This is a genomic window from Rhizobium sp. USDA 3886 (assembly GCF_056279785.1).
In genome coordinates, this window is the sequence record NZ_JBWCDC010000001.1 from 3,365,814 (window position 1) to 3,389,980 (window position 24,167).

Consider the following 24,167-nt stretch of genomic DNA (forward strand, 5'->3'; position numbering starts at 1 on the left):
CTTTTGCCGCTATCGATATTGCGCTTAGCCGTTCCTGTTTCTAAACGGGAGCGGCTGATGATATTGATGCCCTTACGATTGGGCAGAACTGAAGAAAAGAAGGGCATGTCGCCTTGAGTCAGATTGCATTTTGGGGAGCCGTGGAGCTGGGGCTGGTTTATGCCTTTGTCGCCCTCGGTGTCTATCTCGCGTTTCGCGTCCTCGATTTTCCGGATCTGACTGTCGACGGCTCCTTCCCGCTCGGTGCAGCGGTTACTGCGGTGTTGATTATTGCCGGCGTGAACCCTTGGCTTGCTGCGCTCCTTGCGATGGTCGCGGGGGCTGGCGCAGGCATCGTGACCGCGATGCTCAACGTCAGGTTCAAGATCTTGAACCTGCTCGCGTCGATCCTGACCATGATTGCGCTCTTCTCGGTCAATCTCCGCGTCATGGGCAAACCCAACGTCGCGCTGATCAATGCCGATACGATGATCAGCCCGTTCTTCGGTCTTGGTCTTCGCGACTTTTATGTCCGGCCGCTCTTTGTCGGTGTTCTCGTCATCATCTTGTTGATCGTGGTCTGGCGTTTCCTCGAAAGCGATGCCGGGCTTGCGATGCGAGCAACGGGTGCAAATGCACGGATGGCGCGGGCGCAGGGCGTCGATACGAGCAGGCAAATTTATCTTGGCATGGCGATGTCGAATGCTCTTGTCGCGCTTGGCGGCGCGCTCTTCGCGCAGACCAATGGCTTTGCCGATGTGACCTCTGGTGTCGGCACGATCGTGGTCGGCCTTGCCGCCGTGATCATCGGTGAGACGCTGCTGGGCCGCCGGGGGCTCCTGATTGCCCTCATCGGCTGTGTCTTCGGCTCGATCATCTACCGCATTGCCATTCAACTTGCGCTTTCGACCGATATAATGGGACTTCAGGCCTCGGACCTCAATTTCGTGACGGCGGTTCTCGTGACTATTGCGCTCATTCTTCCCCGTATTCGCCGCGGAGGAGCCGCATCGTGATCAGCGTCAAGGATGTCAAAGTCGTTTTCGGGAAGGGCACGCCGCTCGAGAAAAGGGCGCTAAATGGCGTCAGCCTGACGATTGAGCAAGGCTCCTTCGTGACCGTCATCGGCTCCAACGGCGCCGGCAAATCGACGCTGCTCGGCGTTCTTGCTGGCGACGTTCTGGCAAGCGAGGGGAAGGTGCTGATCGGCGATATCGATGTGACGCGCAAGCAGACCGCTCAGCGTGCGGGGCTTGTCGCACGCGTCTTCCAGGACCCGCTGACCGGAAGCTGCGGCTCCCTCTCGATCGAGGAGAATCTAGCTCTTGCCGCCCGGCGCGGCGAGCGGCGCGGATTGGTGGCGGCCCTCGGCCCGAGGCGCCGCGATCATTTCCGTGAACGGATCAGCGAACTGAACCTCGGCCTCGAAAATCGTATGGCTGATCGCATGGATTTGCTTTCCGGCGGTCAGCGGCAGGCGGTTTCGCTGGTCATGGCGACGCTTGCCGGTTCCGAGGTGCTGTTGCTCGACGAACATACGGCCGCACTTGATCCAGCCATGGCGGAATTTGTCATGAGCCTCACGGACAAGATTGTCTCGGAGCGCAAGCTGACCACGCTGATGGTGACCCATTCCATGCGCCAGGCGCTGGACTACGGACACCGCACCGTCATGCTGCATGGTGGCGAAATCGTGCTGGACGTCAGCGGTGGCAGCCGCAAGGACCTGCAAGTCGAAGACCTGATCGCGATGTTCCGCAAGATGCGCGGACAGACGCTGGACGACGACGCACTACTGATCGGCTAGGGCAGGTGTGGTCAACGCGCCTGCGTAAAGAAGATCTTCACGGCGAAGATCGAGAAGACCCCCGCAAACGTGTAGTCCATTCCGCGCAGAACCTTCCTGTTTTTCTGTAGCCAGCCGGCGAGCCAGTCGGAGGCGAGAACCACAAAAGTGTTCACCGGCATACCGATCAGGATGAAGAAGAAACCGAGGAACAACAGCTTCTGTGTCACCGCCGGATCGCCGGCGCTTACAAACTGCGGCAGGAAGGTCATGAAGAAGATGATGACCTTGGGGTTTAGGAGATTGACCCAGAAGCCGACGGATATGTTGGAAAGCGGTGTGCCTTTGGCTTCGCTGACCTGCTCGACGGAGAGCTTCGAGCCAAAGCGGATTGCCTGAAGAGCCAGCCAGAGAAGATAGGCGGCACCTCCGGTCTTCAGAATCAAGAAGGCCATCGGCGAGGCGGTGATCAGCGCCGAGATACCGAAAGCAACCAGCATGGTATGAACCACGATGCCGAGGCTGGTGCCCAAGACGACGTAAAGCGCCGGCTTTTTGCCTTGAGAGAGTGCTCGGCTGATCGAGAGTGTCATATCCGGCCCTGGCGTTGCTGCGAGAAGCAGGCTGGCCGCCGTGAAGGCGAGAAGGGTTGCGATGCTCGGCACGAAATCCATGACACACTCTGAAAGCTGATAAGAGTTAGTGTTTTCTTATCCAGCTTTCAGAAAATTACAAATCAATCCTGATGATCCGCCTATCGCTTTTCTTCAAGGGAGGCCTTGAACCTGTCGGCATAATCCTTGTGCCAGCGCGATAGCGGCGGGCGGTTCTCGATGATGTCGCCGATCGCCCAGGCCATGCGGCGCTCGTCAACCGGGCGGGCGACGTCGTTGTCCGGGCATAGGATATAGAAATCGCCGCGCTGCAGGCTTTCGATCATGAAGTCGACCGTCTGCTCCGGTGTCCAGGCGGCCGCGGGCTTTTCGGCGCTGTCGCCCTTGGTGAGGCCGGTGAAAACGAAGCCCGGGATCAGAAGATGGGCTGAGATCTTCGAGCCTTCGGTGTTGCGAAGCTCGTGCTCCAGCGCTTCGGTGAAAACCTTCACGCCTGCCTTCGAGATATTGTAGGCGGGATTGCCCGGAGGGGTCGTGATGCCCTGCTTGGAGCCGGTGTTGATGATGAGTCCGGGCTCGCCATGTGCCAACATGCCCGGTCCGAAGACGCGCGTGCCATTGATGACGCCGAGGAGATTGACAGCCAGGATGCTGTCCCAGTTCGCCTGAGCACTGAAGATCGAGGTTTCCGGACCGATGCCGGCGTTGTTCATAAGGACATGGACGCGGCCGAAGCGCTGAACGACAGCCCGTTCGAGCGCTTCCAGCGACGTTTTGTCGGAAACATCCGCCTCGACCGCGATCACGCGCTCGTGGCCGGCAATGGCTTCGAGTTCGCCACGAGCCTTAGCCAGCCGCTCGCCGCCGAGATCGGCAATTGCGACCTTCATGCCTGCCTTGGCGAAATGCTTCGCCGCCGCAAGGCCGATACCGGATGCGCCGCCGGTTATCACGGCAACATTGGGCTTCTTGAAAATCTCCTGAATATTCATAGGACCGGCCTCCTCAACCATTGTTCGGACGCAGCCAGATATGGGTGTGCGTTTCGCACTGTCAAACTCCAAGCCCACACCTGCGGCGGCAATCCTGCCCTTGCGTCACGCGACAATCTCGCTAAAAGTGCCCGCGACACCGGGCTATGCGGGTTCGCCGCTGCCCATATGCAACGGACCTCATCATCATGGCATCCAAAAAAGACGTGAAAAAAGTCGTGCTCGCCTATTCCGGCGGCCTCGATACCTCGATCATCCTCAAGTGGCTGCAGATTGAACTCGGCGCCGAAGTAGTGACCTTCACCGCCGACCTGGGCCAGGGCGAAGAGCTGGGACCGGCGCGCAAGAAGGCCGAGATGCTCGGCATCAAGGAAATCTATGTCGAGGACGTGCGCGAAGAGTTCGTGAAGGATTTCGTCTTTCCGATGTTCCGCGCCAATGCCCTCTATGAGGGCGTCTACCTGCTCGGCACTTCGATCGCCCGGCCGCTGATCTCCAAGCACCTGATCGACATCGCACGCAAGACCGGCGCCGATGCGATCGCCCATGGCGCAACCGGCAAGGGCAACGACCAGGTCCGTTTCGAGCTTTCCGCCTACGCGCTGAACCCGGACATCAAGATCATCGCGCCGTGGCGCGATTGGGCGTTCAAGAGCCGCACCGAGTTGCTCGCGTTTGCTGAACAGCACCAGATCCCGGTTGCCAAGGACAAGAAAGGCGAGGCACCGTTCTCCGTCGACGCCAACCTGCTGCACTCGTCATCCGAAGGCAAGGTCCTGGAAGATCCGGCCCAGGAAGCACCGGAATACGTGCACATGCGCACGATCTCGCCGGAAGCCGCACCTGACAAGGCGACGGTCATCAAGGTGGGCTTCGAGAAGGGCGATGCGGTTTCGATCAACGGCGTTCGCATGACCCCTGCGACGCTTCTCGCCACGCTCAACACCTACGGCCGAGACAACGGCATCGGCCGCCTTGACCTCGTGGAGAACCGTTTCGTTGGCATGAAATCGCGCGGCGTCTATGAAACGCCCGGCGGCACGATCCTGCTTTCGGCACACCGTGCGATCGAATCCATCACGCTCGACCGCGGCGCAGCGCACCTCAAGGACGAGATGATGCCACGTTACGCGGAACTCATCTACTACGGCTTCTGGTTCTCGCCGGAACGCGAAATGCTGCAGGCCCTCATCGACAAGAGCCAGGAGCATGTCGAAGGCGAAGTGACGCTGAAGCTCTACAAGGGCAACGTCATGGTCATCGGCCGGGAGAGCCCGAAGTCGCTCTATTCTGACAAGCTGGTCACCTTCGAGGACGACCAGGGAGCCTACGATCAGAAGGACGCGGCGGGCTTCATCAAGCTGAACGCACTGCGCCTGCGCACACTCGGCAAGCGTAACCTCAAGAGCTAAGCATGTCATAATATGCTTGACGAGAGGCCCGCCGGCAGCGCCGCGGGCCTCTTCTTTTTGAGTTGTGCGGCGCTTGACGGATTATCGGGTTAGCATAGTCTGCGGCTTTGACCCTTCGGAGCGTTTGACATGACGCAACCCCTGCTTGTCGGTACCTTTCTGGCGGCTCTCTTTTATGTGCTCATTCCAGGTCCGGCGTTCCTTCAGCTTCTCGGCATTGGTGCTGGGCAAGGACGAAAGGCTGGTGCCTTCTTCATGATGGGGCATCTCGTCGGCGATATTCTCTGGTCGGCGCTGGCGCTGGTTGCGATCGTCGGCGCAAGAACAATCGGCACCTTCGTCTTCGATCTGCTCGGCTTGCTCTGCGGCTTCTATCTCGCCTGGATCGGCTGGAGCGCGGTAACGGCGAAGCCGAAAGGTGACGGGCGGGCGTTGGTGATGGTCAAGCGGCCCTTTCGCCGTGGGCTGATTTTCGGTGTCACCAATCCGAAGGGTTATCCGGTAGCGCTTGCGACCTTCACGGCGTTGGTCGCAGGTTCGGCAGGTGCCCTCGATTTCGAGGCGTTGCCGCTGCTTCTCAGCGTATCCTTCGTAGGCTTCGTGACTGCCGATCTTATTCTTGTCGCCATCATCGGCGCAGGCGCTGTGCGTCGTTTCTACCGCGCGCATGAGCGGCTGATCGTCCGCTGTTCCGGCGTGCTCTTCATGGGATTTGCAGCCCAGGCGCTCTGGCACGCGACGCCAGGCCTGCTCGGATGGCGTAAGGCCTGAACGCGGTCAAACGTTCAAGAAATTCACGATGGATTTCAGTGTCTTCACGCTATCGGAATCGCCGATCGACATGGCGATCTGCAGCTGGTTTTCGTAATAATCGCGAAAATTGAATAGCGTGCCGTCGGTGATCCCGGTCAGGTCGATGACGTTACCCTGTGCATCGATGGCGTGCATCGGCAGCGGCTCGGAAATCGCCGCAAATGTGTCCTGATCGATCCCGCCCCCGTCGTAGCTTTGGCGCGCATGGTTGCGCAGCTCGCCCGGGCTCATCGCCGTAAAATCCGGGCCTTCGACACCATTGTCTTCGATTCTGAATATCACTGAAGCGGCCGCTCCGGTGTCGATTCCAATCTCTTCGGTCTTCGAATTTTTTGCGTTGTTCTGGCTGTTTTTAAAAAGCAAACTCTGAGAAGACCGCACAGAAAAAATTTCCATGGCATATGTCCCCTGACGGAAAGAGTGGCTTGAGACTAGCGCCAGCGCGCGCGTCGCGTCAATCGTCAACGATTGGTTAATTCTTGTGTATCAATTCTTGTCGGTTAAAACTTACTGTGAAAGGCAAAAAGTGAATTTCGCCAGCGGCATACCAATGCCGCGATGCCTTGCCTATATTGCCGTTTCAGCCCTCTGCATAAAGGACGTCAGCATGCCATCCACACAAGATTTCAACCCGGCTCTCGTCAACTGGAATGGGCTTCATGGCCTGCCGCGCTTCGACGCGTTGAACGATGGCGATTTCGCTGCCGCTTTTGATGCTGCTTTCGCATCTCATGATGTGGAGATCGATGCGATCGCCGGAAACGTGGAAGCGCCCACATTCGAGAATACGATCGTCGCGCTAGAGCTTGCAGGCGATGAGCTTTCGCGTGTTTCGGCGCTGTTCTGGAACCGGGCGGGCGCGCATACGAACGATACGATCCAAGCGCTGGAGCGCGATATCTCGCCGAAAATGTCGCGCCACCATTCCAAGATCGGAATGAACGCTGCGCTTTTTGCACGTATCGATGCGCTCTGGGAGAAGCGGGAGAGTCTCGGTCTGACACTCGAGCAGACGCGTGTGCTAGAGCGGCATTGGAAAAGCTTCGTGAAATCCGGTGCCAAGCTGCCGAAGGGGGAACAGGAAAAGCTCGCGACAATCAACGAAAAGCTCGCAGGCCTGAGCACGCAGTTCGGACAGAACGTGCTTGCCGACGAGAAGAACTGGTCGCTGATCTTCTCCGAAGGACCGGAGCTCGCGGGCATTCCGGATTTCCTGAAGGACGCCATGGCGGCGGCGGCGCGCGAGCGCGGTGAAGAGGGGAAGTTTGCGGTCACTCTGTCGCGCTCGATCATCGAACCATTCCTGACCTTTTCCGAGCGGCGCGACCTGCGCGAGCAGGCCTTCAAGGCATGGGTTGCCCGCGGCGAGAACGAGGGCGAGACGGACAATCGCGGCATCATCCGCGAGACGCTGGCGTTTCGCGGCGAAGTCGGGAAGCTTCTCGGATACGGCAATTTCGCGGAACTGAAGCTCGACAATACGATGGCAAAGACGCCGGCCGCTGTAAACGGTCTGCTGCGCGCTGTGTGGGCAAGGGCTGTCAAACGGGCGCATGACGAAGAGGCGGATATTGCCAGGCTGATTGCCGAGGACGGCAAGAACCATGAGGTCATGCCTTGGGATTGGCGCTATTATGCCGAAAAGATCAGGGCGCAGAGGTTCAATTTCTCCGAAGCCGAGCTGAAGCCCTATCTGCAACTCGAAAAAATCATCGATGCCTGTTTTGACGTCGCCGGCCGCCTCTTCGGCATTCGTGCCGTCGAAAAGAAGGGCATTGCCGCCTATCATCCGGATGTGCGCGTCTTCGAAATTCGTGATAGCGAAGATAAGCTGGTTGCGCTTTTCCTGGGCGACTATTTTGCCCGCAGTTCCAAGCGCTCGGGCGCCTGGATGAGCGCGTTCCAATCTCAGCACAAACTCACAATGAAGAATGCACGCCAGGGCGAACTGCCGATCATCTACAATGTGTGCAATTTCGCAAAACCGGCCGAGGGTAAGCCGGCACTGCTTTCGCTGGACGATGCGCGCACGCTTTTCCATGAATTCGGCCACGCGCTGCATGGCATGCTTTCGAATGTGACCTATCCGACCGTGTCGGGCACGGCCGTTTCGCGCGACTTCGTGGAGCTGCCATCGCAGCTTTACGAGCATTGGCTGACGGTTCCTGCGATCCTCAAGCAATATGCGGTGCATTTCGAAACCGGCGAATCCATGCCGCAGGCACTGCTCGACAAGGTGCTTGCGGCCCGCACCTTCAATGCCGGGTTCAACACGGTCGAGTTCACCTCCTCGGCGATTGTCGACATGGAGTTTCACACGCGCGACACTGTGGAAGACCCGATGGCGGTGCAAAAGCAGGTGCTTGCCGAACTCGGGATGCCGAAGTCTCTCGTGATGCGCCATGCCTCGCCGCACTTCCAGCACATCTTCTCCGGGGGTTATTCGGCAGGCTATTACTCCTATATGTGGTCTGAAGTGCTTGATGCCGATGCCTTCGCGGCTTTCGAGGAAACAGGTGACGCCTTCAACGGTGAGATGGCGCGGAAGCTCAAGGACAACATCTATTCCAGCGGCGGGTCGATCGATCCGGAAGACGCCTACAAGGGTTTCCGCGGCAAGCTGCCGACCCCGGATGCGATGCTCGTCAAGAAGGGCCTCGCCACGTTCGAGGAGCTGTCGGGCAGCGATGCCTGAGATGATCCATTAACAAAACTGTCGCCGAAGTTTCGGAAAACCGTCATGTCATCTTCAAGAGACTGACATGACGGCCGCTCTAGGCTTGCTGCGGGAGATTCGTTCCCGCTCTCGAAGCAAGCCGGATGAGCCATGGCATGAAATTGACGGACACGACGCGCCGCCGCTTCCTCTCTTCGATCGGCGCAGTCGGTGGCTTTGCGGCAGCCAGCCTCGTGATGCCATATTACGCGCGCGGCTCTTCGAGCCGCCCGATCTTCACGTCAGGCGTTCAATCCGGTGATGTGGACGTAACGTCAGGCATGATATGGACGCGTGTCGATCGGCCGTCGCGGCTCTTTGTCGAATATTCGACGAGCGACAAATTCGCGAATGCTGTCAGACTGGCTCCGATCGACGTCACAGCGGAGACCGATCTTGCGGGCAAACTGCTGCTGCAGGACCTGCCGCCGGACCAGGACATCTTCTACAGGTTTACGGCCGCCGACCTACAGGACATCAACAGCATCTCCGAACGAATTCACGGTCAGTTCCGCACCGCGCCTACCAACAAGCGGACGATCCGCTTCGCATGGTCAGGCGATACGGCGGGGCAGGGTTGGGGGATCGATGACGACGGTATGCGCACCTATCAGACGATCGCCTATCACCGCCCCGATTTCATGATCCATTCCGGCGATACGATCTATGCCGACAATCCGATGCCGGACGAGATCAGGCTGCGTGACGGCGGGCTCTGGAAGAACAGGATTGTGACTGAGGAAAAGCGCGACATCGCGCAGACACTCGATCAGTTTCGCGGACAGTGGAAATACAATCTGCTCGATGAGCACGTGAGGGAACTGAACGCCCTCTGTCCGATCTTCTATCAATGGGACGACCATGAGGTCCTGAACAACTGGTCGCCTTCGACCGATCTTCGTGGGGACGATCGCTATAAGGAAAAGTCCGTTTCAACGCTGGCAGCGCGGGCAAGCCGCGCCTTCCATGAGATGACGCCCATCCGCTACATTGCCGCTGAACCCGGGCGCTTCTACCGCAAAGTCTCATATGGTCCGCTGCTCGATATCTTCTTCGTCGATTTGCGATCCTATCGGGGGCCGAACGACCATGGGCTGGATCAGACCCTGACGGTGAAATCCCGCCTCCTTGGCGAGACGCAAGTGGCGTGGCTGAAGCGCGAACTGGCGCGCTCGGCTGCAACATGGAAGGTGATTGCCTGCGATATGCCGGTCGGACTGGTCATCTGGGATGATTATGGAAAACGCCAAGGCAGCGAGTCCTTCTCCAACGGCGACAACGGAACTCCGCTCGGGCGAGAGGTGGAATTTGCCGATCTGCTGCGCTTCATCCGTGACGCGGCAATCTCGAACATCGTCTGGCTGACGGCCGATGTTCACTACACGGCGGCGCATTATTATGATCCGGCCAAGGCGAAATTCCGCGAGTTTCTGCCGTTCTGGGAATTCGTTTCCGGGCCGCTGCATTCGGGAACCTACGGCCCGCAGGAGCTCGACATGACCTTCGGCCCTGAAGTGCGCTTCATCAAAGCAGCCCCCGGCGGCGCGGACTCCAACCTGCCGCCGTCCGCCGGACTTCAATTCTTCGGACTGGTCGAGATCGACGGGCAGACCGAGCAGATGACCGTGCGGCTGATGGACAGAAACGATACCGAGCTCTGGCGGACGGTCATCGACCCGCAACGCATGAGCTAAAGGGTTGCATGGCTCCGATCCGCCCTCCCCCCTTTCGCAAACGCGAAAAACACTGTAAGAGCGCGCCAAACGTAATTGGCGCATTCTCTTGAACGTAGCGCCTCAGCCTCAGAGATTTGAAAACATATGGCACTTCGCAACATCGCGATCATCGCGCACGTTGACCATGGCAAGACGACCTTGGTGGACGAACTCCTGAAACAGTCCGGCTCGTTCCGCGAGAACCAGCGCGTTGCAGAGCGTGTGATGGACTCGAACGACCTCGAAAAGGAGCGCGGCATCACCATTCTCGCGAAGGCGACGTCGGTGGAATGGAAAGGTGTCCGCATCAACATCGTCGACACCCCCGGCCACGCCGACTTCGGCGGTGAAGTCGAGCGCATTCTCTCGATGGTGGACGGCGCGATCGTTCTGGTCGACTCGTCCGAAGGCCCGATGCCGCAGACAAAGTTCGTCGTCTCGAAAGCCCTGAAGGTCGGCCTTCGCCCGATCGTCGCGATCAACAAGATCGACCGCCCTGATGGCCGCCACGAAGAAGTCATCAACGAAGTGTTCGACCTCTTTGCAAACCTCGACGCGACTGACGAACAGCTCGATTTTCCGATCCTTTACGGTTCTGGCCGTGATGGCTGGATGAACGTCAACCCGGAAGGCCCGAAGGACCAAGGTCTCGCACCGCTGCTCGACCTCGTGCTCGAGCATGTTCCGGAACCGACAGTCCACGAAGGTCCGTTCACGATGATCGGTACGATCCTCGAGGCTAACCCCTTCCTCGGCCGTATCATCACTGGCCGCATCAATTCCGGCTCGATCAAGCCGAACCAGGCCGTCAAGGTTCTGAGCCAGGATGGCAAGCTGATTGAAAACGGCCGTATCTCGAAGATCCTCGCTTTCCGCGGCATCGAGCGCACGTCGATCGAAGAAGCGCATGCAGGCGACATCGTCGCGATTGCCGGTCTCTCCAAGGGCACGGTTGCCGATACCTTCTGCGATCCCTCGGTTACCGAGGCGCTCACCGCACAGCCGATCGATCCGCCGACTGTCACCATGTCCTTCATCGTGAACGACAGTCCGCTGGCTGGGACCGAAGGCGACAAGGTGACCTCGCGCGTCATTCGCGACCGTCTCTACAAGGAAGCCGAAGGCAACGTCGCGCTGAAAATTGAAGAAGCAGAAGGCAAGGATTCCTTCTACGTGTCCGGTCGTGGCGAATTGCAGCTCGCCGTTCTGATCGAAACGATGCGCCGCGAAGGCTTCGAACTGGCCGTGTCGCGTCCGCGCGTGGTTATGCATCGCGATGAGAACGACCAGCTGATGGAGCCGGTCGAAGAAGTCGTCATCGACGTCGATGAAGAGCATTCCGGCGTCGTCGTGCAGAAGATGTCCGAGCGCAAGGCCGAAATGGCCGAGCTCAGGCCTTCTGGCGGCAACCGTCTTCGCCTGGTGTTCAACGCGCCGACGCGGGGCCTGATCGGCTACCAGTCGGAACTCCTGACCGACACGCGCGGCACAGCCGTGATGAACCGTCTGTTCAAGGAATATCAGCCGTTCAAGGGTGAAATCGGCGGCCGTACCAACGGCGTTCTGCTCGCCAACGCTCCGGGCGAAGCTGTTGCCTATGCCATGTTCAACCTGGAAGATCGCGGCCCGATGATGATCGAGCCGGGCGAAAAGGTCTACATGGGCATGATCATCGGCATTCATTCCCGCGACAACGATCTTGAAGTCAACGTTCTCAAGGGCAAGCAGCTGACCAACATCCGCGCTGCTGGCAAGGACGAGGCCGTCAAGCTGACGCCGCCGATCCGCATGACGCTCGACCGCGCCCTGTCCTGGATCCAGGACGACGAGCTGATGGAAGTGACGCCGAAGTCAATCCGCCTGCGCAAGATGTATCTCGACGCAAACGATCGCAAGCGCTTCAGCAAGGCAAAGATGGCCTGAGCCATCCAGACACCTTGAAGGCTTTAAACCCCGGCTACTGTGCCGGGGTTTTTTATTGTGTGCTGCGTCGAATCCGGCTTGTCGCAATAGTTAAAAAAGCGTTAAATTTTGCTCATCGTCCACATGTTAAGTCTGTGGGCAAACGGCCGAAACGCATGATCGCGTATGGTTAATTGCCTGCTGGAAGACCAGAGTAAGCGTTATGAAGACGTTGTCGATCGATGTCCGGCGGGCGGAACCGCATGATGCTCAGGCCATCTCCGAGGTGCATCGCCTCGCTTGGCAGTACACCTATGCCGGGATCATTCCGCATCGTGCCTTGACGCACATGATCGAACGCCGCGGCGAGAACTGGTGGCGCAAGGCAACCCGCGGTCCGGCAACCCTTCTCGTTCTTGACGTCGCCGGCACGGTCGCAGGCTATGCCACACTCGGCCTCAATCGCGCCCGCGCACTGCCGCAGGAAGGCGAGATCTACGAACTTTATCTTCGTCCTGAGTATCAGGGCATCGGTCTTGGGCGCATGCTTTTCGGCGAGGCGAGGCGGCTTCTGAAGTCACTCGGCTGCAAGGGCCTCGTGGTTTGGTGCCTGGAGGAAAACGAGAACGCCAGCCATTTCTATCGCGGCCATGGCGGCGTCGACTTCTGCGAAGGCATGGAGAGCTTCGACCACAAGCAGTTGAAGAAAATCGGCTTCATCTGGAACTGAAAAGCACAGCCTTCAACTTTTCGAAACAGTGCTGCATCGCTTTGAACCAACTGGCGAAATAGGCCGCTTGTCCTTCAATATTTCAAGCTGTATCTGGAACATCACGAACGCGCCGTGTTGCGTTGCGGCATAAAACGGACTATTTGGCTGCGAACAATTCATTTTGTGGGAGTTTTGCATGCGAATCGACGCCATTTCCATCGGGAAGAATCCTCCGGAAGATGTCAACGTCATCGTTGAAGTTCCGGTCGGCGGTCACCCCATCAAGTATGAAATGGACAAGGAAGCCGGCACGCTGGTCGTCGACCGCTTCCTCTATACGCCGATGACCTATCCGGGCAACTACGGCTTCGTGCCGCATACGCTTTCGGAAGACGGCGATCCGATCGATGTCCTGATCGCCAGCACGCGTCCGCTGGTTCCAGGCTGTGTCATCAATGTCCGCCCGATCGGCGTTCTGAAGATGGAAGACAATTCGGGCAAGGACGAGAAGATCATCGCCGTTCCTTCGCCGGCGCTTACGTTGCGCTACGAGAAGGTGAAGGATTACACCGACCTTCCGGAGATCACGCTGAAGCAGATCGAGCACTTCTTCGCGCACTACAAGGACCTGGAGCCCGGCAAGTGGGTGAAGATTTTCGGCTGGGGCGATTCGAAGGAAGCCGGTCAGCTCATCCTCGAAGCCGTTGAGCGTGCCCAGACGGCGAAATAAGCCGTTACGGCTTCAGAAGCTTTTCGAGCCTTTCCATCAACTCCTTCGGGTCGCCATCGATCCGAAGGATTTTTTTGCGTGATGTATCGCCTGAAACCAATTGGATCGAGGATTTCGGGATGCAGAGCGCTTTGGACAGAAGCGCGATCAGCGCCTTGTTGGCTTTTCCTTTTTCAGGAATCGCGGTGACACGGACTTTAATGTGGCACGCGCCTTCGGCATCGGCCTCGAAGCCATCGATCGCGTCGCGCCCGCCATTCGGTGTCAACCGAACGGCAAGGCGTATGTGATCATCGAAAATCTTCCCGGCGGAATTCACGCCACCAGCGGGAAGAGAGTGTTCCACATCAGCGAGCGGAGGAAGAAGATGATGAGCAGAAGAATGATCGGCGAGATGTCGATACCACCAAGATTCGGCAGCAGCCGGCGAATCGGACGCAGTAGCGGCTCGGTCACATTGTAGAGGAACATGCCGACCGAATTGACGAACTGGTTGCTGGAATTGATGACGTTGAAGGCGTAAAGCCAGGAGAAAATGGCACTCGCAATGAGCACCCAGGTGTAAAGATTCAAAGCCAAATCAATGGTTTGAAATAGGGCAATCATCTTGGTCTCCAGTTCGTTTCTGACAGACATGTAGCCATTGGGGGCCAAACGGGCAAGTGCCGCGTGAAAACCTGCGGCGAATCATGCTTGGCGGGCGTGTTCGATCATGCGTGCGGCTTTTTCGCAGCAGAAAACGAACAGTGCAATGGGAAAGCAGCGGCGCGTGGCATCGAGCAGACTTCTGCGCACCTATGCGGACAGTGCAGCTATAGAGCCCGGTACGGCCTTTGCCGTCTTGCCTTCGAAGACGATATCGAGAAATTCGGTCAGCCAGGCCTTGAGCGGCGCATCGAAGAGCATGCGGCCTTCCAGATGCTCCCGGCCCTGCTGTGCATTCGGCAGAATGAAGCGATGAGCGCCGTGGACGACCCAGCGGTGCATCATCACGCGGGTGAGCTCGGCGTGGAACTGCAGCGCCCAGGCGTTGCCGTTGTAGCGAAAAGCCTGGTTCGGATAGGTATCGCCTTCTGCGAGCAGATCGGCGCCGTGCGGCAGATCGAAGCCCTCGCGATGGAAATGGTAGACCATCTTCGGCCAGTGCATCAGCAAGCGGCCCTTTTCGGTCGGGCGGAGCGGATACCAGCCGATTTCCGTCGAGCCGTCGGCATTCGGCTGCACCTTGCCGCCAAGGTGGCGCACCAGCATCTGTGCGCCAAGGCAGATGCCGAGGAACGGGCGGTTTTCCTTGAGTGGAATGTCCAGCCAGTTGACTTCGGTTTTCACGAAGTCGTCCGGATCGTTTGCGCTCATCGGCCCGCCGAAGACGACCGTTCCGGCGTGGTTTTCAAGCGTGGTGGGCAGCTTATCGCCCAGAACCGGGCGGCGGATGTCGAGGCTGTAGCCCTTGTCGACCAGAAGCTGACCTACTCGGCCGGGGCTGGAGCGTTCCTGATGCAGGATGATCAGGATAGGGCGCTTGTCGCGCTCGATGGGACGGTCAATCGGCATCGTCTTGCACCACCACCGTATCGGTCACGCGTGCGGCTGCCTCCTGACGTTTCCGGATGCGCTCGCGGGAGGAGACGCCGAGCAGATCGGCGATCCGCCAGATGACGTGATCCTCCATCTCGCTGCGTTCGCCATCGGCATAGACGATGTCCCAGAGAATGCCGATGAGTTCCTGCCGCTGCTCGGTATCGAGATGGCGTTTCAGGTCGGACGTGAAGCGGTAATAGTCGACGGCGCTGCTCTCGGCTTCCTGGCCGGCGGCGATCAATGCGTCCAGCTGCTTTCCGTCGAGCCCGTATTGCTCCTTGAGCAGTTTGCGGAGCCGTTTCTTTTCGCTGTCCTTGATCTTCCCATCCGCCTCCATCACCTGCATGCAGAGAGCGGCAACGGCAATGCGGGGATCGTCAGGGCTAAAACCCTTCTTGGGATTGTTTGCAGCGAGATTTTGGAAGAATGCCTGAAAACGTTCGAACATGCAGATTTCGTTCCATTCAGAAAAGGCGGAGTCGTGTCTTGGGTTCTGGTTCCGCCTTCGTGTTGCGAACGCCAGGGTCATCCGGCATTCCATAAAAGGGTTTCGGTTCTGGCTGCGCGGTAACCGGCTCTGGTTGCTTGGCGACCGGCGCGGGCGAGACAGACTTCGGAGCAGGAGCCGGTCGGGCGGCCTCGGCAATCGTTGCCGCGCGCTCCAGCTCGATGATTCGGTGATCGTTGGCCGGACTTTCGGGCCGTGTTTCGCGAACGGGCGGCAAAGTCCGCAGCGCGGCGTCGATCGAGATGGTGGGTCGTTCCTCGACCGGCCCTTCGAGCTGACCGAAGGGCGCCTTCCATTCGAAGACGTCGAGACGGCCGGTGATGGGTGAGACGGGCAGCCATTTGTCGGAAACGAAGCCGTCGGCGACCCAGGCCGGGTCACGCGGCGCCTTCAGCGCCTGCGCCAGCCAGTGGCGTACACGGCCCTGGTCGCCGGTTTCGGCCTCTTCGATGTCGGCAAGCAGCAGGAAGGCGGCTTCACGCGGCTGCATGCGGGCGGCAGCTTCCGCCTTCGCGCGGGCCTTCGCAAAGTCCTGCGCATCGAGCGCCGCCTGCGCGACCACGAGCAGGGACTCGACGTTGTTGGGACGCAGGACCTCCAACTTTTCGGCGCGTTTCAGGCGATCAAGGGAGGAATCGCCGCTTCGAGCGAGCACATAAGTGCGGCCGATCTCGGGATGCGGTCCGGCTTTCCATGACTGCTCGAGGATCGAGGCGGCCTTGCGCAGTTTATCCTCGCGGAAAAGTGCCTTGGCGGCGATGATAGCGGCCGGTTCGAAGTCGGCAATGAGCTTCAGCGCATGCATCGCGTCGTCACGGGCACCGGCCGGATCGCTGTCCAGCTTGTCGTCAGCGCGAGCCGTCAGCAGCACGCCGCGCAGACGGTCCGCATCCTGCTTTTCGACGACACGCGCGGCCTTCTGTTGCTCAAGAAGCCGGATGGCGTCGTCCCAGCGGCCGGACTGGCTCCGGTATTCGAGCGTCGCCTGTGCCGCCCAGGGCAGATAGGGCGCGTTGTCGGCTGCCTTTTCGGCATATTGGCGCGCCGCCTCGTTGGCGCCGAGGCGTTTGGCTTCGAGATAGAGGCCGCGAAGGCCGAGTTCACGCGTTTCCGGATCGTTTGCCATCGCTTCGAACTTGGCGCGCGCTTCGTCATGCCGGCCTTCGATCAGGGCAGCCTGTGCCTCGAGCAGGTTGATCAGCGGCTCCTGATCGGCACGGATGAGGCCGCGGGAACGGGCTGCCATCTTGCGGGCAAGCAGGGCATTGCCCGCGCCGGCGGCAATAAGGCCGGTCGAGAGCGCCTGATAACCGCGATCGCGCTTGCGGGCGCGAAAATAGCGTGTCACAGAATGAGGCGACGTCCAGACCGTGCGGATCAGCCACCAGGCGATCATGACAACGGCGATCAGTGCGATAAGGCCGCTTGCCGCGACGATCAGCTTTGCCTGATAAAGCCGGCCTTCCCACACCAGCGACAGATCGCCCGGGCGATCGGCAAGCCAGGAGAAACCATAGCCGAGAACGACGACGAGGGCGACGAAGACGACGAGACGGATCATCGATCAACCCTCCTTGCCGGCGCCGGAAATGGCCTTGGAGAGCGCACCACCCACCAGTTCCTCGACACGGATGCGGGCTTCCAACGATTGCTTGAAAGCGGCGGAAGCCTGCTTTGCGTTCGCGGGCAGATCGTTCCACTCGTTGGCAGCGCCCGGCAGGTCGCCGTTCTTCACCTTGTCTTCCATGCGGGCGGCAATCGCCTCGACGCTTTCGCCCTCGATATTGCCGACAGGGCGCACGGTAACGAGCGACTTGGCGCTCGCCATCAGCCGGTCCGACCAGCTCTGGTTCGGATCCGATTGGGTGACGGATTGGATGACGGCGGTCGCGACGTCGGGAACCTGACGGATCAGTTCGGCACGCGAGGGTACGCCGGTTTCGGCGAAATTGCGTAGATCGGCGACTGCGGGGTCGTCCGGCGAAACGCCGGCGAAAGTATCGAGTTCGGCCATGAAAGGTCCGCCGCGGTCGATCGCTGCCTTGAGCGCCGCAGCGGCAATCGCCTGCGCAACCGCAACATCCTGGCGTGGTTCGTTGAGCTTCTTCTCGGCTTCCTCCAGGCGCTTGATAATGTCGGCGCCGTTCGACGCCCGCTCTTCGGAGGATTGAGAGAGAGAGGTGCGCACCTGTTCCAGCTGCGTGGCCAAATCCGCGACCTTCTGGTTCAGCGCATCGACTGCCGCTGTGTCTGCTGGCCCCGTGACGGCAGGCGTCTTTGCCGCCGTCTCGAGAGCAGATAGTCGCTTGTCGAGCGCGTCGTCGCTGGTATTCGGTGCTGCGGCCAAGTTCGCGATGGATTGCTTGAGGCCGTCGATTTCAGCCGAAAGGTTGGCCGTTTCATCCAGCGCGGTCTGGGGTGGGGAAGACGTCGGAAGGTAGCCGGCATATTGGATAACGCCAACACCCAGCAGGGCAACGAGGCCGCCGAAAATGCCCGCAGCGATCTGACCCGACGTCGCTCCGCCGCGCGGCGGCTGCCGGATCGGCTCCGGGTCGGCTGTCATTTCCGGCTGACCGGGCTCCTCGGAGGCGGCGGCGGGCTCAGCCGTCTCCTCGGCCAATGGTTCCTTTTCCGGATCGACGGATGCCTCCAGGTCGGCTGTCGCATTGTCTGCGTCGGGAGCGTCGGCGTCAGGGCCGTTCTCTTCGGATTTCTTGTCGGTATCGGCTGCTGCCGCAATTTCCTGCGCTTCCAGATCGATCGTGACCGGCTCGTCGGGGTTTTTCGAATGACGTGGCGGATTTCCCGATACCATGCGTATCCTCATTTTCCTGCATCGCAACGAAACTAGTCAGAGATGCCACTTATGAAAAGAGGTTAGATCAAATTTGAGCGGCTAAGGCCTTCAAAGAAGCGACAGAAGGCTTCTCTCATCCGGTAATGCTGCGATGCGAAGATTTCTGCCGAGCGATGCCGGAACAGCTGCTGCGACGGCTTTGCTGAGACAAAGAATGAGCGCCTGATTGATCCAGGCGGGTTCCGATTGGGTTCCGGCGAGACTGAAAAAACGCTCCGCGGTCTGGCGGGAATAGAGGAGAACTGCCTCTGGCGGCGGGATCAGTGCTTTTAGCAGGGCGTCCGGATCAGATTCTGCCGGCAGCATCCGATAACACTCGACGATATCGACCTTCAGTCCAAGTGCTTGTGCCTTGAGCTCAAACGTTTCCGCACGTGGCGAACCGGCAAGATAGGTGACCGGTTCCCGTATTTGCCCTGCGATCAGCTCCGCCAGTTGCGCGCCATCGCCCGCCGAAGCCAGGACCGAAGCAAATCCGATCGCTTTGGCTGCGTTTGCGCTCGCTTTGCCAACGGCGAACACCGGCCGGAGGCGATAAGGCTTGACGTCTGTTCCTGACGATGAGAGCGCATGGACAGCCTCCGTGCTTGTGATGGCGATAGGACCGTCGCTCCTCGCCAGCGCATCCATCGCGGCCTTGCCATCATGCATGGGCTGCGAAAGCGGCAGCAATACGGGCTCATGTCCCATATCGCGTAACGTTTTGGCGGTTCGTTCCCCCGAATGATGCGGACGGGTAACCAGCACGCGCATGCTGCATCAGCTCCAGTCGTCGAAGAAGCTGCTGCCGGCGCGGGCGCGAATGTCCTGGCCGGCGCGGGTGCCATGTGCTGCGGCATCGCGGCGATGGCCGTCGATGGTCACCGAATGCTGGTTGCGGCCGTCCGGGGTGATGATCAGGCCGGAGAACCTGATCTGATCGCCTTCGCAGATCGCGTAGCCGCCGATCGGCGTGCGGCAAGAGCCGTCGAGGGCAGCAAGGAAAGCGCGTTCGCAGGAGACGGCATCGTAGGTGACCGGGTCATTGATCGTTGCAAGCAGATCGTCGATCCGCTGATCGCCGATGCGGCTTTCAATGCAGATAGCACCCTGCGCGGGCGCGGGCGGGAAAGTATCGGGGTCGAGGATGTCGGTAATCACGTCCACCTTACCGAGACGCTTCAGGCCCGCGAGCGCGAGCAGCGTCGCATCGACCTGGCCTTCGTCCAGCTTGCGCAGCCGGGTTTCCACCGCGCCCCGGAAGGTTACGACCTTGATATCAGGCCGCATACGGCGGATCAGTGCCTGGCGGCGCAGTGATGCCGACCCGACCGTCGCACCGTGCGGCAACTCGATCAGTTTCGGCGCCGTGCGGCCGATTACCGCATCGCGGATGTCTTCCCGCGGCAGATAGGCCGAGAGATGGAGCCCTTGCGGCAACACCGTCGGCATGTCCTTGGCGGAATGGACGGCGAAATCGAGATCGCCGCTGGCAAGCTTTTCTTCCAGCTCCTGAGTGAAAAGACCCTTGCCGCCAATCTCTGCAAGCGAACGATCTGTGATGCGGTCGCCTTTCGTCGTCAGCACAACGATCTCGAACATTTCCTCCGGCATTCCGTGCGCTGCCATCAGCCTGTCGCGCGCTTCGTGGGCCTGAGCAAGGGCCAGCGGGCTGCCCCGCGTGCCAATCCGGAAAGGTTTTGTTTGCATCCGCTTTGATCCGTTGTTACCGGAAGTTCTCGTAACCGGGTTTCGCACCCATCGCAAATCAACGACAGGCTTCATGGCTCCCTTTCTACGCATCCTCGGCATCGAAACAAGCTGCGACGAGACTGCCGCGGCTGTGGTCGAGCGCGATGCGGACGGGCGCTCGAAGGTGCTTTCCGACGTCGTCTTGAGCCAGTTGGACGAGCATAGCGCCTATGGCGGCGTGGTGCCAGAGATAGCCGCGCGCGCTCATGTCGAGGCGCTCGATACGCTGATCGACGAGGCGTTGCAGCGCGCCAATGTGTCGCTCTCCGACGTCGATGCGATTGCCGCCACCTCCGGGCCGGGATTGATCGGTGGGCTGCTCGTCGGATTGATGACGGGCAAAGCGATCGCCAAGGCCACCGGTAAGCCGCTTTATGCCGTGAACCATCTCGAAGGCCATGCGCTGACGGCCCGGTTGACGGACGGGCTTTCCTTTCCTTATCTCATGCTGCTCGTGTCCGGCGGCCATACGCAGCTCATCCTCGTGCGCGGCATTGGCCAATACGAACGCTGGGGAACGACGATCGACGATGCGCTCGGCGAGGCCTTTGATAAGACCGCGAAGCTGCTCGGGCTGCCTTATCCAGGCGGGCCACAGGTGGAAGAGGCGGCGAAGAACGGCAATCCGGACCGTTTTGATTTCCCGCGGCCGCTCGTCGGTGAAACGCGGCTCGATTTCTCCTTTTCGGGCTTGAAGACGGCGGTCCGGCAGGCAGCAACGGATATCGCGCCGCTCACGGATCAGGATGTCGCCGATATATGCGCCTCGTTCCAGAAGGCGATTTCGAGGACGCTGAGAGATCGCATCAGCCGTGGATTGCAGCGGTTTAAGGCGGAGTTCCCGCAGCTGAACAGGAAGCCGGCCTTGGTCGTTGCGGGCGGCGTCGCCGCCAATCTGGAAGTGCGTGGTACGCTGCAGGCCCTCTGCGACAAACACGGCTTCCGGTTCATCGCGCCGCCGCTGAGATTGTGCACCGACAATGCGGTGATGATTGCCTGGGCAGGGCTCGAGCGCATGGCGACGGGCGTTGCGCCGGATGACCTCGATGTGCAACCGCGGTCGCGCTGGCCGCTGGATTCGAACGCGGAAGCGCTGGTTCATTACGGAAAGCGGGGGGCAAAGGCATGAGCGAACAGATTGCCGTCGTTGGCGCAGGCGCTTTCGGAACGGCGCTCGCCTCCGTCGTTGCGCTCACCGGCCGCAACCAGGTCACTCTTGTCGGCCGTAATCCCTCGCTGATTGCCGACCTGAAGGCCGAACGGCTGCATGATGCGGTTCTTCCGGGCATCGAGCTGCCGAAAGCTCTGGAGTTTTCGGCAGAGCCTGATTCAATCGGCGATGCCGATATCGTGCTTTTTGCCATGCCGTCGCAGGCGCAGGCGGATGCCGCCCGGCAGTATGGCGCTCATCTCGCTAAGGACGCGATCATCGTAACATGTGCCAAGGGCATCGAGCGGGCGACCGGCAACTTGTTGACCGACATGCTGGAGCGCGAATTGCCGCAGCATCGCGTCGCAGTGCTTTCAGGGCCAGGTTTTGCGGCTGATATTGCCAAAGGGTTGCCGACCGCTATGGTACTTGCGGCATCGGAGGTGGCTGTTGCCGAGCGGCTGGCTCAGGCGATTTCGGGCAGAACCTTCCGGCTCTATCCGTCGTCCGACCGTATCGGCGTGCAGCTTGGTGGTGCGCTGAAGAATGTATTGGCGATCGCCTGTGGTATCGTCGAAGGCTGCGGCATTGGCGATTCTGCGCGTGCGGCGCTGATTGCGCGCGGGCTGGCGGAGATGTCGCGCCTCATCGTCGCCAAGGGCGGGCAGGCCGATACGGTGCGCGGGCTTTCCGGGCTTGGCGATCTCGTCTTGACTGCGACGAGCCATCAGTCGCGCAATCTGCGCTTCGGTATTGCGCTCGGCCGTGGCGAAAAGGCCGATCCTTTGCAAGGCGAATTGGTGGAAGGTGCATTTGCCGCCGCCGTCGCCTCGCGGCTGGCGGAAGAGCTCGGCATCGCGATGCCGATCACGGACGCCGTCTCGGCGATCATCGAAGGCAAACTCGGCATCACCGAGGCCATCGAGCAATTGATGACACGTCCGATCACGACCGAATAGGAGAGAGACATGCTTTTCGCCCTTCTCTGCAAGGACAAGCCGGGGCATCTCAATGTACGCATGGAGACACGTGCTACACATTTGGAGTATTTGAATAAGCTGAATGCCGAAGGCACGCTCAGCATGGCCGGACCGTTCCTCGACGGCGAAGGCAAGCCCTGCGGCAGTCTGGTAATCGTGAAAGCCGAGACGGCCGAGGAAGCCAAGGCGCTCGCCGATGCCGACCCGTATGCGAAGGCCGGTCTTTTCGAGAGCGTCGAGATCAAGCCCTTCAACTGGGTCTTCAACAATCCGGAGGCATAAGGAATGGCCCATTGGCTCTATAAATCCGAACCGTCTTCCTGGTCCTGGGAGAAGCAGAAGGCCGCAGGCGAAAAAGGCACGGAGTGGACGGGCGTTCGCAATTATCTCGCCCGCAACAACATGCGCGCCATGCAGATCGGCGACAAAGGCTTCTTCTATCACTCGAATGACGGCCTGGAGGTCGTCGGCATCGTCGAGGTCTGCGCGTTGTCGCATCCGGATTCGACGGCGAAGGGCGACGATCGCTGGGATTGCGTCGATATCCGCGCCGTGCGCGATATGCCGAAGCCGGTGACGCTGAAGGATGTCAAGGCGAACGAAAAGCTCTCGAAGATGGCGCTGGTGACGTCGATGCGCCTTTCGGTCCAACCGGTGACAGACGACGAGTGGCTCGAAGTCTGCCGGATGGGCGGCCTCGACAATCCGCCGCGCTGACCGCCTTTGAAGACAGATCCCGAAATCTTCATCCGCGCCAATACGAGTCTGATTGCGCCGCCGCATGTGCCGGAGATCCGGTTACATCTGGCGAGCGAAGCGCATGAGCTTTGGCTCAAGACGGAAGAGGAACTGGTGGAGATCGGCCTGCCGCCGCCGTTTTGGGCTTTTGCCTGGGCAGGTGGACAGGGGCTTGCGCGTTATATTCTCGATCATCCGGAGACGGTGCAGAATAAGCGCGTTTTCGATTTTGCAACAGGCTCGGGACTCGTCGCGATTGCGGCGAAGATGGCGGGTGCGGCGACGGTGAAGGCGGCGGATATCGATCCGTGGGCTGAGACGGCCGTGATGCTTAATGCTGTTGCCAATGGGGTCTCGATTGATTTCGATGGCGCCGATTTCGTCGGCCAACCTGTCGATGCCGATATCGTTCTGGCGGGCGACGTGTTCTATGACCGCGTCTTCGCGGACGCCCTCGTTCCGTGGTTCGAACGGCTGGCCAGCGAAGGCAAGGAGGTCTTGGTCGGCGATCCGGGACGCGCTTATTTGCCAAAGGAGCGGCTGGAGTTTTGCGCCATCTACCAAGTGCCCGTAGCGCGGGCGCTCGAGGATAGCGAGATCAAGAAGACGACGGTCTGGCGATTCAGGGCCTGATGACGCAGACGCCGGCCTCGTAGCTGCAGGGGTCGCCCTGGACGGCGACGTCGATCACCTTGGCCTTGGCTGCAAGCGGCGCGGCCTGCGGCGCGCCGTAGGTCTCATAGCCGTCGACGCCGAAATAGGTGCCGCCTTCGGTCTCGTAGCCATAAGTGCCGCCGTAAACGCCGCTGTAGGCATGGCGGGAGAGCTGCGGCGATGCAGCGATAACGCTGCGGATACCGTAGCCGTTCGATGACGGCGAGAAATGCTTGAGGCGAACATGGCGGTTATGACCGTGATGGTGACGGCGATCGCCGAACCAGGGCTTGGCAATATTTGCCCACTTGGCGCTGCTTGCCCAATGGATCGTGCCGCGATGATGCCGGTGGCGCTCGCCGGCCACGGCGGGAACCGCAATTAGAGCACATAACAGCAGCGAAACGACTTTCGAGATGCGCTGGAACATGGGACGTCAGCCTCCGGAAACTCGGTCATTAACAAATCGTTAACGCCAGCTTGCGTCAAAACTACCCCTCTGTCCACTTGAGCGATGAAAAATCAGCATAAAATTTGAGCCGAAAAGGCCAGTTTCCATTTCCGGCAACTTCCCGGTAACGCGAATCGATTAAA

Annotated in this window: 26 protein-coding genes; 14 read left to right on the plus strand and 12 right to left on the minus strand. The window is 59.9% G+C overall.

From position 1 onward, the window contains the following. Positions 1-113 precede the first annotated feature (113 nt). Positions 114-995, plus strand: coding sequence for an ABC transporter permease (locus ACZ9BX_RS17030; RefSeq protein WP_132562389.1), 882 nt, complete (start codon positions 114-116; stop codon positions 993-995). Continuing rightward, positions 992-1,786 (plus strand): ABC transporter ATP-binding protein, encoded by a 795-nt coding sequence (locus ACZ9BX_RS17035; RefSeq protein ID WP_476219065.1) that lies wholly within the window; start codon positions 992-994, stop codon positions 1,784-1,786. The genes ACZ9BX_RS17030 and ACZ9BX_RS17035 overlap by 4 nt, the downstream gene beginning before the upstream one ends. 11 nt (positions 1,787-1,797) lie before the next feature. Here ACZ9BX_RS17035 and ACZ9BX_RS17040 read toward each other — a convergent pair whose 3' ends face one another. Together ACZ9BX_RS17040 and ACZ9BX_RS17045 are read right to left on the minus strand one after the other, a co-directional pair. Next, positions 1,798-2,439: a LysE family translocator gene (locus ACZ9BX_RS17040; RefSeq protein ID WP_027511742.1), complete on the minus strand. Its 642-nt coding sequence runs from the start codon at positions 2,437-2,439 to the stop codon at positions 1,798-1,800. An 80-nt stretch (positions 2,440-2,519) separates the two neighbouring features. Continuing rightward, positions 2,520-3,371, minus strand: coding sequence for an SDR family NAD(P)-dependent oxidoreductase (locus tag ACZ9BX_RS17045; RefSeq protein ID WP_476219068.1), 852 nt, complete (start codon positions 3,369-3,371; stop codon positions 2,520-2,522). Between the two features lie 188 nt (positions 3,372-3,559). Here ACZ9BX_RS17045 and ACZ9BX_RS17050 point away from each other — a divergent pair, with 188 nt between their 5' ends. Continuing rightward, complete coding sequence (locus ACZ9BX_RS17050; RefSeq protein ID WP_476219069.1) at positions 3,560-4,783, plus strand: argininosuccinate synthase; 1,224 nt, start codon at positions 3,560-3,562, stop codon at positions 4,781-4,783. 129 nt (positions 4,784-4,912) lie between these two features. Next, complete coding sequence (locus ACZ9BX_RS17055; RefSeq protein ID WP_476219070.1) at positions 4,913-5,554, plus strand: LysE family translocator; 642 nt, start codon at positions 4,913-4,915, stop codon at positions 5,552-5,554. Between the two features lie 6 nt (positions 5,555-5,560). Here ACZ9BX_RS17055 and ACZ9BX_RS17060 read toward each other — a convergent pair whose 3' ends face one another. Continuing rightward, positions 5,561-5,992, minus strand: coding sequence for a hypothetical protein (locus ACZ9BX_RS17060; RefSeq protein ID WP_476220054.1), 432 nt, complete (start codon positions 5,990-5,992; stop codon positions 5,561-5,563). A 211-nt stretch (positions 5,993-6,203) separates the two neighbouring features. On the opposite strand from ACZ9BX_RS17060, the gene ACZ9BX_RS17065 reads away from it, so the two are divergent. The 5 genes from ACZ9BX_RS17065 to ppa all read left to right on the plus strand — a co-directional run bounded on the left by ACZ9BX_RS17065 (position 6,204) and on the right by ppa (position 13,371). Beyond that, the gene (locus ACZ9BX_RS17065; RefSeq protein ID WP_476219071.1) at positions 6,204-8,291 is read left to right on the plus strand and encodes a M3 family metallopeptidase; all 2,088 of its coding nucleotides are present in this window, start codon (positions 6,204-6,206) and stop codon (positions 8,289-8,291) included. Positions 8,292-8,428: 137 nt separating this feature from the next. Then, positions 8,429-10,006, plus strand: coding sequence for an alkaline phosphatase D family protein (locus tag ACZ9BX_RS17070; RefSeq protein ID WP_476219072.1), 1,578 nt, complete (start codon positions 8,429-8,431; stop codon positions 10,004-10,006). A 126-nt stretch (positions 10,007-10,132) separates the two neighbouring features. Continuing rightward, a complete protein-coding gene (gene typA, locus ACZ9BX_RS17075) occupies positions 10,133-11,950 on the plus strand; it encodes a translational GTPase TypA (RefSeq protein ID WP_476219073.1) in 1,818 nt (605 codons plus the stop codon). Between the two features lie 202 nt (positions 11,951-12,152). Further along, positions 12,153-12,659, plus strand: coding sequence for an N-acetyltransferase family protein (locus tag ACZ9BX_RS17080; RefSeq protein WP_476219074.1), 507 nt, complete (start codon positions 12,153-12,155; stop codon positions 12,657-12,659). A 178-nt stretch (positions 12,660-12,837) separates the two neighbouring features. Beyond that, positions 12,838-13,371, plus strand: a complete 534-nt coding sequence (gene ppa / locus ACZ9BX_RS17085) for an inorganic diphosphatase (protein WP_476219075.1) — start codon at positions 12,838-12,840, stop codon at positions 13,369-13,371. A gap of 4 nt (positions 13,372-13,375) precedes the next feature. On the opposite strand, the gene ACZ9BX_RS17090 is transcribed toward ppa, so the two are convergent. From ACZ9BX_RS17090 to hemC, 8 genes are all read right to left on the minus strand, one after another. After that, complete coding sequence (locus ACZ9BX_RS17090; protein WP_027511732.1) at positions 13,376-13,690, minus strand: DUF167 domain-containing protein; 315 nt, start codon at positions 13,688-13,690, stop codon at positions 13,376-13,378. Then, a complete protein-coding gene (locus ACZ9BX_RS17095) occupies positions 13,687-13,977 on the minus strand; it encodes a YggT family protein (protein ID WP_027511731.1) in 291 nt (96 codons plus the stop codon). The genes ACZ9BX_RS17090 and ACZ9BX_RS17095 overlap by 4 nt, the downstream gene beginning before the upstream one ends. A gap of 189 nt (positions 13,978-14,166) precedes the next feature. Then, positions 14,167-14,925, minus strand: a complete 759-nt coding sequence (locus ACZ9BX_RS17100; RefSeq protein WP_476219077.1) for a glutamine amidotransferase — start codon at positions 14,923-14,925, stop codon at positions 14,167-14,169. Continuing rightward, positions 14,915-15,400 carry a tellurite resistance TerB family protein gene (locus ACZ9BX_RS17105; RefSeq protein WP_476219078.1) on the minus strand — a complete coding sequence of 162 codons (486 nt, stop codon included), beginning with the start codon at positions 15,398-15,400 and terminating at the stop codon, positions 14,915-14,917. The genes ACZ9BX_RS17100 and ACZ9BX_RS17105 overlap by 11 nt, the downstream gene beginning before the upstream one ends. A gap of 16 nt (positions 15,401-15,416) precedes the next feature. Continuing rightward, complete coding sequence (locus ACZ9BX_RS17110; protein ID WP_476219080.1) at positions 15,417-17,021, minus strand: heme biosynthesis HemY N-terminal domain-containing protein; 1,605 nt, start codon at positions 17,019-17,021, stop codon at positions 15,417-15,419. 3 nt (positions 17,022-17,024) lie between these two features. Continuing rightward, on the minus strand, positions 17,025-18,278 hold the full coding sequence (locus tag ACZ9BX_RS17115) for a COG4223 family protein (protein ID WP_476219082.1): 1,254 nt from the start codon (positions 18,276-18,278) through the stop codon (positions 17,025-17,027). Between the two features lie 90 nt (positions 18,279-18,368). Next, positions 18,369-19,073: a uroporphyrinogen-III synthase gene (locus ACZ9BX_RS17120; protein WP_476219084.1), complete on the minus strand. Its 705-nt coding sequence runs from the start codon at positions 19,071-19,073 to the stop codon at positions 18,369-18,371. A gap of 6 nt (positions 19,074-19,079) precedes the next feature. Continuing rightward, positions 19,080-20,009, minus strand: a complete 930-nt coding sequence (gene hemC, locus ACZ9BX_RS17125; protein ID WP_476219086.1) for a hydroxymethylbilane synthase — start codon at positions 20,007-20,009, stop codon at positions 19,080-19,082. Positions 20,010-20,082: 73 nt separating this feature from the next. Here hemC and tsaD point away from each other — a divergent pair, with 73 nt between their 5' ends. Genes tsaD through ACZ9BX_RS17150 form a run of 5 tightly spaced genes read left to right on the plus strand, consistent with a single transcriptional unit; the run spans position 20,083 to position 23,552 of the window. Beyond that, positions 20,083-21,180: a tRNA (adenosine(37)-N6)-threonylcarbamoyltransferase complex transferase subunit TsaD gene (gene tsaD, locus ACZ9BX_RS17130; protein ID WP_476219088.1), complete on the plus strand. Its 1,098-nt coding sequence runs from the start codon at positions 20,083-20,085 to the stop codon at positions 21,178-21,180. Further along, complete coding sequence (locus tag ACZ9BX_RS17135) at positions 21,177-22,160, plus strand: NAD(P)H-dependent glycerol-3-phosphate dehydrogenase (protein WP_476219089.1); 984 nt, start codon at positions 21,177-21,179, stop codon at positions 22,158-22,160. Before tsaD ends, ACZ9BX_RS17135 begins: the two co-directional genes overlap by 4 nt. 9 nt (positions 22,161-22,169) lie before the next feature. Next, entirely contained in the window at positions 22,170-22,463 is a 294-nt protein-coding gene (locus tag ACZ9BX_RS17140; RefSeq protein ID WP_476219091.1) for a YciI-like protein, read from the plus strand. Positions 22,464-22,466: 3 nt separating this feature from the next. After that, on the plus strand, positions 22,467-22,898 hold the full coding sequence (locus ACZ9BX_RS17145) for an EVE domain-containing protein (protein ID WP_476219093.1): 432 nt from the start codon (positions 22,467-22,469) through the stop codon (positions 22,896-22,898). A gap of 6 nt (positions 22,899-22,904) precedes the next feature. Then, the gene (locus ACZ9BX_RS17150; RefSeq protein ID WP_476219095.1) at positions 22,905-23,552 is read left to right on the plus strand and encodes a class I SAM-dependent methyltransferase; all 648 of its coding nucleotides are present in this window, start codon (positions 22,905-22,907) and stop codon (positions 23,550-23,552) included. Here the strand turns inward: ACZ9BX_RS17150 and ACZ9BX_RS17155 are convergent. Next, on the minus strand, positions 23,542-24,003 hold the full coding sequence (locus ACZ9BX_RS17155; RefSeq protein WP_476219097.1) for a hypothetical protein: 462 nt from the start codon (positions 24,001-24,003) through the stop codon (positions 23,542-23,544). The two genes, ACZ9BX_RS17150 and ACZ9BX_RS17155, sit on opposite strands and share 11 nt — an antisense overlap. Between the last annotated feature and the right edge of the window lie 164 nt (positions 24,004-24,167).

What these genes read in the sequence shown, in the direction of transcription:
- ACZ9BX_RS17040 (WP_027511742.1), bottom strand. Translation starts at nt 2,439, where the DNA reads ATGGATTTCGTGCCGAGCATCGCAACCCTTCTCGCCTTCACGGCGGCC.
- ACZ9BX_RS17045 (WP_476219068.1), bottom strand. Translation starts at nt 3,371, where the DNA reads ATGAATATTCAGGAGATTTTCAAGAAGCCCAATGTTGCCGTGATAACC.
- ACZ9BX_RS17050 (WP_476219069.1), top strand. Translation starts at nt 3,560, where the DNA reads ATGGCATCCAAAAAAGACGTGAAAAAAGTCGTGCTCGCCTATTCCGGC.
- ACZ9BX_RS17055 (WP_476219070.1), top strand. Translation starts at nt 4,913, where the DNA reads ATGACGCAACCCCTGCTTGTCGGTACCTTTCTGGCGGCTCTCTTTTAT.
- ACZ9BX_RS17060 (WP_476220054.1), bottom strand. Translation starts at nt 5,992, where the DNA reads ATGGAAATTTTTTCTGTGCGGTCTTCTCAGAGTTTGCTTTTTAAAAAC.
- ACZ9BX_RS17065 (WP_476219071.1), top strand. Translation starts at nt 6,204, where the DNA reads ATGCCATCCACACAAGATTTCAACCCGGCTCTCGTCAACTGGAATGGG.
- ACZ9BX_RS17070 (WP_476219072.1), top strand. Translation starts at nt 8,429, where the DNA reads ATGAAATTGACGGACACGACGCGCCGCCGCTTCCTCTCTTCGATCGGC.
- typA (WP_476219073.1), top strand. Translation starts at nt 10,133, where the DNA reads ATGGCACTTCGCAACATCGCGATCATCGCGCACGTTGACCATGGCAAG.
- ACZ9BX_RS17080 (WP_476219074.1), top strand. Translation starts at nt 12,153, where the DNA reads ATGAAGACGTTGTCGATCGATGTCCGGCGGGCGGAACCGCATGATGCT.
- ppa (WP_476219075.1), top strand. Translation starts at nt 12,838, where the DNA reads ATGCGAATCGACGCCATTTCCATCGGGAAGAATCCTCCGGAAGATGTC.
- ACZ9BX_RS17095 (WP_027511731.1), bottom strand. Translation starts at nt 13,977, where the DNA reads ATGATTGCCCTATTTCAAACCATTGATTTGGCTTTGAATCTTTACACC.
- ACZ9BX_RS17100 (WP_476219077.1), bottom strand. Translation starts at nt 14,925, where the DNA reads ATGCCGATTGACCGTCCCATCGAGCGCGACAAGCGCCCTATCCTGATC.
- ACZ9BX_RS17105 (WP_476219078.1), bottom strand. Translation starts at nt 15,400, where the DNA reads ATGTTCGAACGTTTTCAGGCATTCTTCCAAAATCTCGCTGCAAACAAT.
- ACZ9BX_RS17110 (WP_476219080.1), bottom strand. Translation starts at nt 17,021, where the DNA reads ATGATCCGTCTCGTCGTCTTCGTCGCCCTCGTCGTCGTTCTCGGCTAT.
- ACZ9BX_RS17115 (WP_476219082.1), bottom strand. Translation starts at nt 18,278, where the DNA reads ATGGTATCGGGAAATCCGCCACGTCATTCGAAAAACCCCGACGAGCCG.
- ACZ9BX_RS17120 (WP_476219084.1), bottom strand. Translation starts at nt 19,073, where the DNA reads ATGCGCGTGCTGGTTACCCGTCCGCATCATTCGGGGGAACGAACCGCC.
- hemC (WP_476219086.1), bottom strand. Translation starts at nt 20,009, where the DNA reads ATGCAAACAAAACCTTTCCGGATTGGCACGCGGGGCAGCCCGCTGGCC.
- tsaD (WP_476219088.1), top strand. Translation starts at nt 20,083, where the DNA reads ATGGCTCCCTTTCTACGCATCCTCGGCATCGAAACAAGCTGCGACGAG.
- ACZ9BX_RS17135 (WP_476219089.1), top strand. Translation starts at nt 21,177, where the DNA reads ATGAGCGAACAGATTGCCGTCGTTGGCGCAGGCGCTTTCGGAACGGCG.
- ACZ9BX_RS17140 (WP_476219091.1), top strand. Translation starts at nt 22,170, where the DNA reads ATGCTTTTCGCCCTTCTCTGCAAGGACAAGCCGGGGCATCTCAATGTA.
- ACZ9BX_RS17145 (WP_476219093.1), top strand. Translation starts at nt 22,467, where the DNA reads ATGGCCCATTGGCTCTATAAATCCGAACCGTCTTCCTGGTCCTGGGAG.
- ACZ9BX_RS17155 (WP_476219097.1), bottom strand. Translation starts at nt 24,003, where the DNA reads ATGTTCCAGCGCATCTCGAAAGTCGTTTCGCTGCTGTTATGTGCTCTA.